Genomic DNA, 11672 nt, shown 5'->3' with positions numbered 1-11672 from the left:
CTCCTTTGTACCGGGATCAGGTGATTCACACGCTATGCATGACCGTGCTGGAGCGAAACCTGTTGCACGTGCGTAATCATGCGAACGGCGGAGCCTCTGGTTGCGAAGGTTGTGGAAATCGCGCGGGGTAGTATTCGCAGAATGCAGAAGCTCTTCGTGGGTGCGCGCATCAAGCGCCTGCGGGACGAACGCGGGCTGACGCAGACCGCGCTGGCGAAGGCGCTCGAGTTGTCGGTCAGCTACGTCAACCAGCTCGAGAACGACCAGCGCCCGCTGTCCGTTCCGGTGCTGCTCAAGTTGAACTCGACCTTCGACCTCGACGTCGGCTTCTTCGCGGCGGAGTCGGATGCCCGGCTGGTCGCCGACCTGCAGGACGCCCTGGCCGACGGTGGCTCCGGAGCGGCGGTGACTCCCGGCGAGGTGGAGGACCTGGTGGCGCGGTCGCCCGAGGTCGCACGGACGATGGTCGCCCTGCACCGCCGGCTACGCGGAGCGACGGAGCAGGTGGAGCGACTGTCGTCGGGCGTCGCGGCCGGCGCGGGCGGAGCAGTGGCCACGCCGTACGAGGACGTACGGGACTTCTTCTACGACCACCGCAATCACATCGCCGAACTGGACGGCGCCGCGGAGGACCTGTTCGAGAGTCGCGGCCTCACGATCGGCGGACTCGATCTGCAGCTCGCGCGGTTGCTGCGGGACGAACACCAGGTGACGGTGCGGATCCGCGACGGCGAGCCCGATCGGCCCGGGCCGCGGAGGAGCTTCGATCGGGATTCCCGCGTGCTGACGCTGGCGCGAAGACTCGATCACGGGCAGCGCGCGTTCCAGATAGCCACGCAGATAGCGCTTCTCACGCAATCGGAGGTCATGGACCGGATCGTCGGGGAATCGGCGTCGTTGCCCACCCGCTCGCGCGAGCTGGCGCGGGTGGGCCTCGCGAACTACTTCGCCGGCGCGCTCGTGCTGCCTTACGAGCGATTCCTCCGCGCCGCCGAGGAACTGCGTTACGACATCGACCTGCTCGGCGTTCGGTTCGAAGTGGGCTTCGAGACGGTGTGCCATCGACTCTCCACTCTGCAGCGACCCGGCCGGCGTGGCGTCCCCTTCTTCCTGGTGCGCACCGACCGGGCCGGGAACATCTCGAAGCGGCAGTCCGCGACCGCCTTCCACTTCTCCCGCGTCGGCGGCGGCTGCCCGCTGTGGGTGGTGCACGACACCTTCGCCTCGCCCGGGCGGATCCGGACCCAGGTCGCGCAGATGCCCGACGGTCGGACCTACCTGTGGGTGGCGCGGACGACCTCGGATCGCGGGTCGTCCGGGTATCTCGGTCAGGGACGCGATTTCGCGGTCGGTCTCGGGTGCGACATCGTGCACGCCCACCGCCTGGTGTACTCGCGGGGCCTCGCGCTCGATGCCCCGGAGTCCTTCGTCCCGATCGGGGCGGGATGCAAGGTGTGCGACCGCCCGCGATGCGCGCAGCGCGCCTTTCCGCACCTCGGCAGGCCGATCGAAGTGGACGAGAATCGGGCGGAGGCTATTCCGTACACCTTTGCCCGCGAATCCGATGGGGAAGGGGCATGATTGCCCGCAACACACATCCCAGGGAGGTCGGATGAACGACGAGGTCGAGTCCGCGGCGGGCGAGGTCGGCACCGAGGCCGAGGAGGCGACGTCGGCATCGCGGACGAAGCCGGCCGCGGCGGAAGCCATCACAACGGAGCCCACGACGACCACGACGGCGGGCGCAGAATCCGGTGCGGCGGCGTTGCTCGACCGCTTCCGCGCGTGGTGGTCGCACCGCTACACCTTCACCGGTACCGCGGTCGGCCTCGTCTTCGTATGGCTCTCCTTGACGCCGTCGCTGCTCCCGCGCGGCCCGCTCTTCCAGAGCCTGGTCAGCGGCGGATCGGGCGCGCTCGGCTACCTGTTCGGTGTCTTCGCGGTCTGGCTCGTCCGGTTCATGCGGTCGAAGGACTCCACGCCGCCCGCTCCCCGCACAGCGTGGTGGGTGCTCCTCGGCATCGGCATCGTCGGAACCTTCGGCATGGTTCTCTTCTTCGACGCCTGGCAGACCAGACTGCGCGACCTGATGGGCGTCGAATACCTGCGCTTCGTCGACTACCTGGAGATCGGCGTGCTGTCGATCGTGCTCCTCTACGTCTTCGTCGAAGTCGGCAAGGGCGTACGCACGCTGGTGCGATGGCTCGCCGGCAAGCTCGGCACCTTCTGCCCGCCCCGCGTCGCCGCGGTGGTCGCCGTCGGGCTGGTGCTGCTCCTGTCGGTCGGCGTCATCAACGGCGTCGTCGTGCGCGGCGCGATGGATGCGATGAACAGCACGTTCTCGAAGGTCAACCGCGAAGGCGGATCCGATCGGCCCGCGCCCACCAGCACGCTCCGGTCGGGCGGCCCGGGCTCCCTGGTCGAGTGGTCGTCACTGGGCAAGCAGGGGCGCATGTTCGTCTCCAACGCGCAGACCGTCGAGCATCTCACCGCCTTCAACGGCGCCCCCGCGATGGAGCCGATCCGGACGTACGCGGGCCTGGGCTCCGTGGACTCCGACGACCCCAACCGGTACCAGGCGACCGCGGAGAAGACCGCGCAGGAGCTGGAGCGCACGGGTGGCCTGCAGCGCAAGGTGGTCGCGGTGGCGATGACCACCGGTACCGGTTGGGTGAACGAGGCCGAGGCCGGGGCGCTCGAGTACATGTACAACGGCGACACCGCGATCGTCAGCATGCAGTACTCGTTCCTGCCGAGCTGGCTGTCCTTCCTCGTCGACAAGCAGAATGCCCTGGATGCCGGCCAGGCGCTGTTCGAGGCGGTGGACAAGCGGGTCAAGGCCCTGCCTGAGGGGCAGCGGCCCAAGCTCGTGGTCTTCGGCGAGAGCCTCGGCTCCTTCGGCGGCGAAGCCCCGTTCCTCTCGCTCAACAATCTGCTCGCGCGGACCGACGGTGCCCTCTTCTCGGGTCCCACCTTCAACAACGAGATGTGGGTGCGCCTGACCGAGCAGCGCGACGCCGGCTCGCCCGAGTGGCTGCCCGTCTACCAGCAGGGTGCCAACGTCCGGTTCGCCGCCCGCGCCGAGGATCTCGCGAAGCCGACGGGCCCGTGGAACAGCCCGCGCGTGGTCTACCTCCAGCACGCGTCCGATCCGATCGGCCGGTGGACCCCCGACCTCGCCTTCAGCAGGCCGGACTGGCTGCGCGAAGAGCGCGGGATCGATGTGCTGTCCTCGGTCTCGTGGGTGCCGATCGTGACCTTCCTGCAGGTCTCAGCCGATATGGCGGTGGCCGTCGACGTCCCGGACGGTCACGGGCACAGCTACGTCAAGGCCGCCGCGGATGCCTGGGCTGCGATCCTGGAGCCGCCCGGCTGGACATCGGAGAAGACGGCGAAGCTGCGACCGATGCTCAACAGCCAGACCGGATACAACGAGCCGACAGGCTAGTCGCGGCGGGCGGCGCCGGAGTCCGGCGCCGTCAGAGGGCTCCGTCGAAACCGTTCTGCCGCCACGCCTCGTAGGCGACGATCGCGGCGCTGTTGGCGAGGTTGAGGGAGCGGCGGCCGGCGAGCATGGGGATGCGGAGTGCCTCGGTGATCCGCGGGTCCGCGAGGACCTCCGGCGGCAGCCCCGTCGGCTCGGGGCCGAACAGGAGGACGTCGCCGGGCGCGTACGCGACCTGGTGGTGGTGCCGCGTCGCGTGCGCCGTGTACGCGTAGACGGTGCTCGGTGTCAGCGCCGCCCAGGCGGCGTCGAGGTCGGCGTGCACGCTCACGTGCGCGAGGTCGTGGTAGTCCAGGCCCGCCCGGCGGAGCTTGGGCTCGGACAGATCGAAGCCCAGCGGCTCGACCAGGTGCAACTCGCATCCGGTGACGGCGGCGATGCGGATCGCGTTGCCGGTGTTGGGGGCTATCCGGGGCTCGAAGAACAGAATGCGGAACACGGGTGACGATCCTGTCATCCGTGTTCCGCATCCGGAAGGGGTGGGGCCTTCAGCCGAACAGGTCGGAGACGCGCTGCTGCACTTGCTTGGCGGTGCTGCGCAGTTGGACCGCGGAAATGACCTGCACGATGCCGATCGCGACGGCCCAGATGCCGGAGACCAGCACGAGCACCTCGACCGAGAACGGGGAGGCGATGAGCACCGCGCCGCCGGCGAGGCTGATCAGGCCCAGGATCACGATCCAGACGCGGCTGGGGAGCTGCGCGTCGGAGAGGCCGATCACGATGGATGTGACGCCCGAGAAGATCCAGCTGACACCGATCCAGATACCGAGGATCGCCACGGAATTGACCACGTCGTCCCGGAAGCAGGAGACGCCGAGGACGAGCGCGAGAGCGCCGCTGATCACCGTGAGCACGCGGTGCTGGGTCTCGCCGAGGATGCCGGCGATCACCTGGAAGGCGCCGGTGAGGAGCAGGAAGACGCCGAAGAGGATGCCGACGACCAGGGTGGTCGGTCCGGGCCACACCGCGATGATGACGCCGAGGACGATGGAGAGGACGCCGAGGGCGAGGATCGCCTGCCAGGTCGACTTGACGCCCTGCTGGATGTCCTGCTGGAGCGGGTTCTGATGAGTCATGGAATCAGTATCTGTTGGACGGCGAACGAAAGCGACTCGAACCGGCGGAAATCGTCGCGCTGATCCCAGGGCGATATGATGTGGGCCGTGACGGCGCTTGTACTGGACGGTAAGAAGACCCGCGACGAACTCTTCGAGAGCTTCCGCGAGCGCGTGGCCGCGCTCCGGGCACGCGGGGTAGTCCCCGGACTCGGGACCGTGCTCGTCGGCGACGACCCGGGCTCGCGCTCCTACGTCAAGGGCAAGCACGCCGACTGCGCGAAGGTCGGCATCGAGTCGATCCGCCGCGATCTGCCGGAGGGCATCACGCAGACCGAGCTCGAGGCCGTGATCGACGACCTCAACGCGGATCCCGCCTGCACCGGCTACATCGTGCAACTCCCGCTCCCGAAGCACATCGACGAGAACGCGATCCTCGAGCGGATCGACCCGGCCAAGGACGCCGACGGCCTGCACCCGACCAACCTCGGCCGGCTCGTGCTCGGTGCCGACGGCCCGCTGCCCTGCACCCCGCACGGCATCGTGCACCTGCTGCGCCGCTACGACGTCCCGCTCGACGGTGCGCACGTCGTGGTCGTCGGCCGCGGTGTCACGGTGGGACGGCCGATCGGCCTTCTGCTCACCCGCCGCTCCGAGAACGCCACGGTCACGCTGTGCCACACCGGCACCCGGGACCTGGCCGCGGAGGTCCGCCGGGCCGACATCGTGATCGCCGCCGCCGGCGTGCCCGGACTGATCACCGCCGACATGGTCAAGCCCGGCGCCGCCGTGCTCGACGTCGGCGTCAGCCGCACCGAGGACGGCTTGCGCGGCGACGTCGCCCCCGACGTCGCCGAGGTCGCGGGCCACCTCTCGCCGAACCCCGGCGGCGTCGGACCGCTGACTCGGGCCTTCCTGCTGGGGAACGTGATCGACGCCGCGGAGCGCGATCTCGTGCGTTCGGACGAGGTCTAATGGTCGAACCCGCGGTCGAGCAGTACCGGCGCGCCCGCGTGGTGCGCGCCGTGATCGCGAACGCGGGGTACGTGGCTGTCGTCGGAGTGCTGACCACGGGGATGGTCCTGGTCGGGCTGGAGTACTGGCGCCGCGGCCTGTACGTCATCGGCGCGGGAACGGCTCTCGCCGCGGTCCTGCGCGCCACCATGCCCGAACGGAGGCAGGGGCTCCTCCGAGTACGGAGTAGGTGGTTCGACGTGACCGTGCTCGCTCTGGCGGCGGCAGCGATCCTCTTCGTCTCGTATGGAATCAAGGCGCTCGGCACCTAGCTCAACTCTTGTACTCGAAACTCTAAATTTCTATTCTTGTATGTAACGTTTAGGCATCGGGTACGATGTGCTCAGGTAACGGTTCGTCGAGCGATCCGATCGGAGGTGCCATGCGGATCTCGTCCTTCGGCGCCTCCGTCGGCTCCGGACCCGTGCACTGCGTACTCCTCGACATCGAGGACGGCCACGTCGTCGGGCGCGAGGCTCGCACCATCGATCCCGGACCGTACCGATTCGGCCGCCGCGGCAATCTGCTGTCCTCGGGCTTCGACCTCCTTGCCAGCCACGCTGAACGCGATGTCGACGTATCCGCGGTGACCGTCCGTTCGCGACGCGATCTGCTGTCGGTCCGCCTGGGTGCGCGCGGCGGCGTTCGCGCGGCGGGCATCGTTCGCGAGGCCGACGCCGTCCTGCGGGGCCTCGATGAACGGGGCTCCATCGCCCGTTACGAGACGGCGCTCATCGCCGACCTCGGGGCCGACGGGACGCGCCTCTACACCGTGCGCGACGGTGTCGTCGTCGCGGAGCGGCGCACGGGCGCCGTCGTGCTCGACAGCGCCGGGATCGCCTCGATCGACGCCGCCGCCGCACTCGTGCGTTCGGCGGCCGCTGCTGCGCCCACTGCGCCCGATGTACTGGCGCTCGTTGGCTCTGGTGCGCTGAACACAATTGTGCGGGAAGCGATCTCCGGGGTCTCCCGGGATGCCGGCATCGAGCCTCTCCTCATCGATGAGCCCGAGACGATTGCGGCATCAGGTGCCGCATTGATCGCGGCGGACCGCCGGGCCGCGGGCGCCACACCGTCGTCGCTGGTCGAGAGCGGAATCGGCGTCCTGGGCGGTCACAGCGTCCGGCTCACGGCGGCGATCCTGCCGCTGCTCGTGGTCGCCGCGCTCACGGGCGCGGTGCTGGCGACGGGGTACGCGACCGGGATCATCGGCCCCGCCGCGCGCAGCACCGAGCAGGGCGTCCCTACCTCCTCCGACTCGGTGACCTCAGCGGAGGATGAGTCCGCGACGGAGACCACGATCGCCACCGTCACCTCGTCACCGCCGCCGGAGCGGCCGGTCGTGCCCACGACTGTGCCCCCCGAGCCGGGGCGCGGCGACGAGGTCACCCCGACGATGACGACCTTCGCGCCGCCGCCCGTGGTGCCGACCACCACACGGCAGCCGGTTCCCACGTCGCCGACCCGTCCGCCGACATCGCCGACGGGCACCCTCCCGACCACCATTCTTCCGACCATTCCGACCGGTACCCCGAGCGGAACCCCGACAGGGTCGCCGTCCGGGACCACGGCGCCGGGCACGCCGACGGAGGGTACCGGCACGAATCCGCCGAGCCCGGACGCCTCGCTTCCCGCGCCGGGGAACGGCCTCGTCGGCCCCGGGGCGGCCGGTGCGCAGGGCGCGGGCGGGTCGAGCTCGAATCCGGTGAACACCGGAGCGGCGAAGGCGGGTCCGTCGTCGGCGGAGGTGACTCCGGGGCAGCCGACTGACGACCTCGCGGCGCCGACGGTGACCGAACCGGCACCTTGACGGGACGTTCCGCCCGGCGGCTCAGCGGCGGGCGAACTCCAAGGTCCGGCGCAGCAGCGCCGCGACGGCGTCCATCTCGGTGAGGAAGCCGTCGTGCCCGTCGCGGGAGTGGACGATCACCAGGTCGTCACTCCCGGGCAGCGACTCCGCCAGCTCGCGCTGCAGCCGCAGGGGGTAGAGGCGGTCGGAATCGATCCCGGCCACCACGACCGGCACCCGGCATCCGCGCAGGGCAGCTTCGACGCCGCCTCGACCGCGGCCGACATCGTGATGGTTGAGCACGTCGGTGAGCACCACGTAGCTGCCGGCGTCGAACCGGTTCACCAGCTTCGCGGCCTGGTGCTCGAGGTACGACGTCACGGCGTACCGGCCACCCGCTCGGGGATCCTCGTCGCCTTGCGGCCGGTTCTCGAACCGGCTGTCCAACTCGACCTCTGTGCGGTATGTCAGGTGCGCGATCCGGCGCGCGACGCCGAGCCCGGCGTCGGGATGCGCGCCGCTGGCGTGGTAGTCGCCGCCCTGCCAGTTCGGATCCGCCTTGATTGCGGCGATCTGCGTGGTCTGGGTGCCGATCTGGTCGGCTGTGGCGCGGGCGCCCACGGCGAGGACCAGCGCCGAGCGCAGGAAATCGCCGTATATGACGGCCCACTCGAGGGCTCGCGCACCGCCCATCGATCCGCCTACGACTGACGCGATGTCGTGCACGTCCAACGCGCGCAGCAGCGCCGCCTCGGCCTCCACCTGGTCGCGGATCGTGATCACCGGGAAGCGGGAGCCGTAGGGGCGGCCGTCCGGCGCGATCGACGCGGGCCCCGTCGAACCTGAGCACCCGCCCAGGACGTTCGCGGAGACGACGCACCATTCGTCCGTGTCGACGGCGGCGCCGGGGCCGATCAGCCCGTCCCACCAGCCGGGGGAGCGGTGGTCGTCGTCCGCCGGGCCGGTGACGTGGGAATCGCCCGTGAGGGCGTGGAGCGTCAGGAGCACGTTGTCGCGGGCCGCGTTGGGGGTGCCCCAGCGCTGGAAGGTCATCGTCACGTCCTCGAGGACCTCACCGGACTCGAGGACCAGCGGGCCGAGCGCGACCGACTGCAGCGCACCGTCGGGAACCCGGGCCCAATCGCCGGGGAGGCTGTCGGTGGGCCGGCCTGTGCGGGTGCTGATGGTCACCGAGCCCTCTCCTCGCGCTTGCCACCCGGCGGGGACCGCCGGGAAACCGGGTCATCACCCGGGGCACCCCACCGCGGTGGAGGGTTGCCGGTCAGCAAGCCGGGGCTGCGCGCTGACACTCTTGACACTGGCTGCAGCATAACCGACGGGGGCCTCCGTGAACGAGGTCACAGGGGCGGGCGGGAAGCGCGGAAGGTAGTGAGGCGTTGCACCGTTCCGTGGAATCTTCTACCCGGACCAGGCTGGCGGTCGGCGCCATGGCGCTCGGCGGCTTCGGCATCGGCACCACCGAGTTCGCCGCGATGGGGCTGCTGCCCGACATCGCCGCCGATCTCGAGGTCACCGAGCCGGTCGCCGGCCACGTGATTTCGGCGTACGCGCTGGGCGTCGTGGTCGGGGCGCCCCTCATCGCTGCGGCCTTCGCGCGGGTGCCGCGCCGGGTGCTCCTCATCGCGCTGATGATTGCGTTCACCGTCGGTAACGCGTTGTCGGTGTTCGCCCCGACCTACGGAACGCTGATGGCGGCGCGCTTCGTCGCCGGGCTCCCGCACGGCGCGTTCTTCGGCGTGGCCGCGCTCGTCGCGGCGCACCTCGCGGGCCCCGCGGAGCGTGGTCGCGCGGTGGGGCAGGTGCTGATGGGGCTCTCGGTCGCGAACGTGATCGGCGTGCCCCTGGTGACCTGGCTGGGGACCGCCCTGAGTTGGCGGTACGCGATGGGCGTCGTGGTGGTGATCGGCGCCGTCACCGTGGCGGCACTGCTGGCCTTCCTGCCGTCGGTGCAGATCCCCGTGACCAACCCGCTCACGGAGCTCGGTGCCCTCGCCCGCCCGCAGGTGTGGTTCGCGCTGCTCACCGGCGTCGTCGGATTCGGCGGCATGTTCGCCGTGTACACGTACATCTCCACCACACTCACTTCGGTCTCGGGGCTGAGTGCGGCCTCGGTGCCGGCGGTCCTGGCGGCGTACGGCGTCGGCATGGTGATCGGCAACGTCGTGGGCGGGCGCGCCGCCGACAGGTCGGTGACGCGGTCGATCGCGGTCGCACTGGCCGCACTCGTCGTGCTGCAGGCACTCTTCTCCGTGTTCGCGCCGCAGCCCTTCGCCGCGGTGACCCTGTTCTTCCTCATCGGCCTCACCGCCTCCGCGCTCGTACCCGCGCTGCAGACCCGCCTGATGGACGTCGCCGGCGAGGCGCAGACCCTGGCCGCCACGCTGAACCACTCGGCGCTCAACATCGCGAACGCGCTCGGCGCCCTGCTCGGCGGCGCCGTCATCGCGGCGGGCGGCGGGTACACCGCGCCCGCGCTGGCGGGCAGCGCGCTGGCGCTCGCGGGGCTCGTGGTCTTCGGGATCGGGATGCTGCTCGCGCGGCGGACCGCGCAACCTGTCGGTGCCCCTCGGTAGGGTCTTGGGCTATGCGAAGGATTCTCGCCCTGTGCGCGATCGCGCTGCTCACCGTCTTCGGGCTCGTGGCGTGCGGCAAGACGACCGCGGAGCCGTCCGCGACGGCCACGCCGGCGGCCGCGTCCACAGCCGGCGCGTCGGGCGGTGGCGCCCGCGCCTCGGCGCCGTCGAACTCCGCGGCGCCGGCCCGCGTTCTCGCGACGCTCGCCCGGATCGACGCGGGTACGTGGCCTCCGAAGGACGGCTCGGGCACCCAGGGCGGCCGCAACTTCGGGAACTTCGAGGGGCGCCTGCCTGCGAACGACAAGCAGGGCAAGCGCGCCAAGTACACGGAGTGGGACGTCAACGTGAAGAAGTCCGGCCGCGGCCGCGACGCCGAGCGCATCATCACAGGGGCCGACGGCGGCGCCTGGTTCACCCTTGACCACTACGAGACCTTCACGAGGATCCGATGAGCACCCTCCCGCAGTTCCTGACCGCCGGTGCTGGTGCCGCGCTGACCGGCACCGACCTGGACTCCCTCAAGCGTCGCGAGCGTCCGCGGGTGCTGGTGGCCCGCGGCAGCCGCATGCGCACCAAGGCCGCGCTGCTCGACGAGGTGTCGGCCGCGCTGCAGTTCCCGCTCGACTTCGGCGCCAACTGGGACGCGCTCGCCGACAGCCTGGGCGATCTCGACTGGCTCGGCGGTCCGGCAGCCGTGGTGCTCGGCGTCGCCGAGGCGGAGCAGGTGCTCGCCGACGAGGCCGGTTCCCTCGCGACTTTCGTCGCTGTGCTCGCGGACCGAGCTGTGCAGGTGCTGCTGTCCGTGTCCGACGGTGCCGACGTGCCCCGGGTGCGCTCCGCCTGGGCCGCCGCCGGCCTGACCGTGGAGGCGCTCGCATGATCATCACGTCGATCAATGTCAACGGCATCCGCGCGGCGGTGAAACAGCGCTCCGAGGAGAACCTCGGCATGCTGCCCTGGCTGCGCGGGACGAAGGCCGAGGTGGTGCTTCTACAGGAGGTGCGCGCCACCCACAAGCAGACGCTGACCGCGCTCGCGCCGGCGCTGGAGGAGGGCTGGCACCTCGCCGCCGCCGAGTCCTCGACCGCGGGCCGCAACGGGGTCGCCGTGCTCTCGCGGCGCGAGGCGGACGCGGTGCGCGTCGGCTTCGGCAGCGAGGAGTTCGACCACACCGGCCGGTACCTCGAGGCCGACTTCGACGGGCTCACCGTGGGCTCGCTGTACCTCCCGTCGGGCGACGTGGGTACGGAGCGGCAGGACGAGAAGGACCGCTTCCGTGCGGAGTTCGGCGCCTACTTGGCGAAGTTGGGCCGGCGGCGCCGTGAGGTGCTGGTATGCGGCGACTGGAACATCGGCCACACCGAGCTGGACATCAAGAACTGGAAGGGCAACGTCAAGAACTCGGGCTTCCTGCCCGAGGAGCGGGCCTGGATGAGCGAGCACATCGGCGAGGGGCGCGCGTTCACGGACGTCGTGCGCGAGCTCCACCCGGGCGAGCCGGGGCCGTACGCCTGGTGGTCCTGGCGCGGCAAGGCTTTCGACAACGACTCGGGCTGGCGCATCGACCTGCAGATCGCCAACAACCTGCTGGCGAAGCGGGCCGTGTCGGCGCGCGTCGAGCGGGCCGAGGCCTACAACCTGCGCTGGTCCGACCACGCGCCGGTCACCGTCGAATACGCCTGAACCCGGTCCGTCGGCACCGGCGGACC

General features: G+C 70.6%; 12 protein-coding genes and 1 riboswitch. Of the genes, 9 read left to right on the top strand and 3 right to left on the bottom strand.

The genetic code is table 11. The annotated features are described in order from the left end of the window. Positions 1-141 precede the first annotated feature (141 nt). Together HNP44_RS00280 and HNP44_RS00275 are read left to right on the top strand one after the other, a co-directional pair. The gene (locus tag HNP44_RS00280; RefSeq protein ID WP_259143864.1) at positions 142-1581 is read left to right on the top strand and encodes a short-chain fatty acyl-CoA regulator family protein; all 1440 of its coding nucleotides are present in this window, start codon (positions 142-144) and stop codon (positions 1579-1581) included. Positions 1582-1612: 31 nt separating this feature from the next. Next, positions 1613-3448, top strand: coding sequence for an alpha/beta hydrolase (locus HNP44_RS00275; RefSeq protein WP_374758710.1), 1836 nt, complete (start codon positions 1613-1615; stop codon positions 3446-3448). Positions 3449-3479: 31 nt separating this feature from the next. Here the strand turns inward: HNP44_RS00275 and HNP44_RS00270 are convergent, their stop codons facing one another. Beyond that, the gene (locus tag HNP44_RS00270) at positions 3480-3944 is read right to left on the bottom strand and encodes a tRNA (cytidine(34)-2'-O)-methyltransferase (protein WP_259143863.1); all 465 of its coding nucleotides are present in this window, start codon (positions 3942-3944) and stop codon (positions 3480-3482) included. A gap of 49 nt (positions 3945-3993) precedes the next feature. Continuing rightward, positions 3994-4584, bottom strand: coding sequence for an HdeD family acid-resistance protein (locus HNP44_RS00265; protein ID WP_259143862.1), 591 nt, complete (start codon positions 4582-4584; stop codon positions 3994-3996). 87 nt (positions 4585-4671) lie between these two features. Between HNP44_RS00265 and HNP44_RS00260 the strand changes: the two genes are divergently transcribed. From HNP44_RS00260 to HNP44_RS00250, 3 genes are all read left to right on the top strand, one after another. After that, positions 4672-5538: a bifunctional methylenetetrahydrofolate dehydrogenase/methenyltetrahydrofolate cyclohydrolase gene (locus tag HNP44_RS00260; RefSeq protein WP_259143861.1), complete on the top strand. Its 867-nt coding sequence runs from the start codon at positions 4672-4674 to the stop codon at positions 5536-5538. After that, positions 5538-5849 (top strand): DUF3017 domain-containing protein, encoded by a 312-nt coding sequence (locus tag HNP44_RS00255; protein ID WP_259143860.1) that lies wholly within the window; start codon positions 5538-5540, stop codon positions 5847-5849. The genes HNP44_RS00260 and HNP44_RS00255 overlap by 1 nt, the downstream gene beginning before the upstream one ends. Positions 5850-5959: 110 nt before the next feature. Continuing rightward, on the top strand, positions 5960-7387 hold the full coding sequence (locus HNP44_RS00250; protein WP_259144284.1) for a hypothetical protein: 1428 nt from the start codon (positions 5960-5962) through the stop codon (positions 7385-7387). A gap of 21 nt (positions 7388-7408) precedes the next feature. On the opposite strand, the gene metX is transcribed toward HNP44_RS00250, so the two are convergent. Beyond that, a complete protein-coding gene (gene metX / locus HNP44_RS00245) occupies positions 7409-8551 on the bottom strand; it encodes a homoserine O-acetyltransferase MetX (protein WP_259172207.1) in 1143 nt (380 codons plus the stop codon). Between the two features lie 15 nt (positions 8552-8566). Beyond that, positions 8567-8684: riboswitch (SAM riboswitch) on the bottom strand. A 130-nt stretch (positions 8685-8814) separates the two neighbouring features. On the opposite strand from metX, the gene HNP44_RS00240 reads away from it, so the two are divergent. The 4 genes from HNP44_RS00240 to HNP44_RS00225 are packed head-to-tail and all read left to right on the top strand — an operon-like array spanning position 8815 to position 11646. After that, positions 8815-9960, top strand: coding sequence for an MFS transporter (locus tag HNP44_RS00240; RefSeq protein ID WP_374758735.1), 1146 nt, complete (start codon positions 8815-8817; stop codon positions 9958-9960). 11 nt (positions 9961-9971) lie between these two features. Continuing rightward, entirely contained in the window at positions 9972-10415 is a 444-nt protein-coding gene (locus tag HNP44_RS00235; RefSeq protein ID WP_259143858.1) for a ribonuclease domain-containing protein, read from the top strand. After that, a complete protein-coding gene (locus HNP44_RS00230) occupies positions 10412-10843 on the top strand; it encodes a barstar family protein (RefSeq protein ID WP_259143857.1) in 432 nt (143 codons plus the stop codon). Before HNP44_RS00235 ends, HNP44_RS00230 begins: the two co-directional genes overlap by 4 nt. Then, entirely contained in the window at positions 10840-11646 is an 807-nt protein-coding gene (locus HNP44_RS00225; protein WP_259143856.1) for an exodeoxyribonuclease III, read from the top strand. The genes HNP44_RS00230 and HNP44_RS00225 overlap by 4 nt, the downstream gene beginning before the upstream one ends. Positions 11647-11672: the final 26 nt, after the last annotated feature.

This window comes from Tsukamurella ocularis (genome assembly GCF_024807615.1).
Taxonomy (GTDB): domain Bacteria; phylum Actinomycetota; class Actinomycetes; order Mycobacteriales; family Mycobacteriaceae; genus Tsukamurella; species Tsukamurella ocularis.
The sequence above is the reverse complement of the archived record's forward strand: the minus strand, read 5'-3'. Positions and strand labels throughout refer to the sequence as shown.

Coding starts and splice junctions, on each gene's coding strand:
- HNP44_RS00280 (WP_259143864.1), top strand. CDS start 142: ATGCAGAAGCTCTTCGTGGGTGCGCGCATCAAGCGCCTGCGGGACGAA.
- HNP44_RS00275 (WP_374758710.1), top strand. CDS start 1,613: ATGAACGACGAGGTCGAGTCCGCGGCGGGCGAGGTCGGCACCGAGGCC.
- HNP44_RS00265 (WP_259143862.1), bottom strand. CDS start 4,584: ATGACTCATCAGAACCCGCTCCAGCAGGACATCCAGCAGGGCGTCAAG.
- HNP44_RS00255 (WP_259143860.1), top strand. CDS start 5,538: ATGGTCGAACCCGCGGTCGAGCAGTACCGGCGCGCCCGCGTGGTGCGC.
- HNP44_RS00250 (WP_259144284.1), top strand. CDS start 5,960: ATGCGGATCTCGTCCTTCGGCGCCTCCGTCGGCTCCGGACCCGTGCAC.
- HNP44_RS00240 (WP_374758735.1), top strand. CDS start 8,815: ATGGCGCTCGGCGGCTTCGGCATCGGCACCACCGAGTTCGCCGCGATG.
- HNP44_RS00235 (WP_259143858.1), top strand. CDS start 9,972: ATGCGAAGGATTCTCGCCCTGTGCGCGATCGCGCTGCTCACCGTCTTC.
- HNP44_RS00230 (WP_259143857.1), top strand. CDS start 10,412: ATGAGCACCCTCCCGCAGTTCCTGACCGCCGGTGCTGGTGCCGCGCTG.
- HNP44_RS00225 (WP_259143856.1), top strand. CDS start 10,840: ATGATCATCACGTCGATCAATGTCAACGGCATCCGCGCGGCGGTGAAA.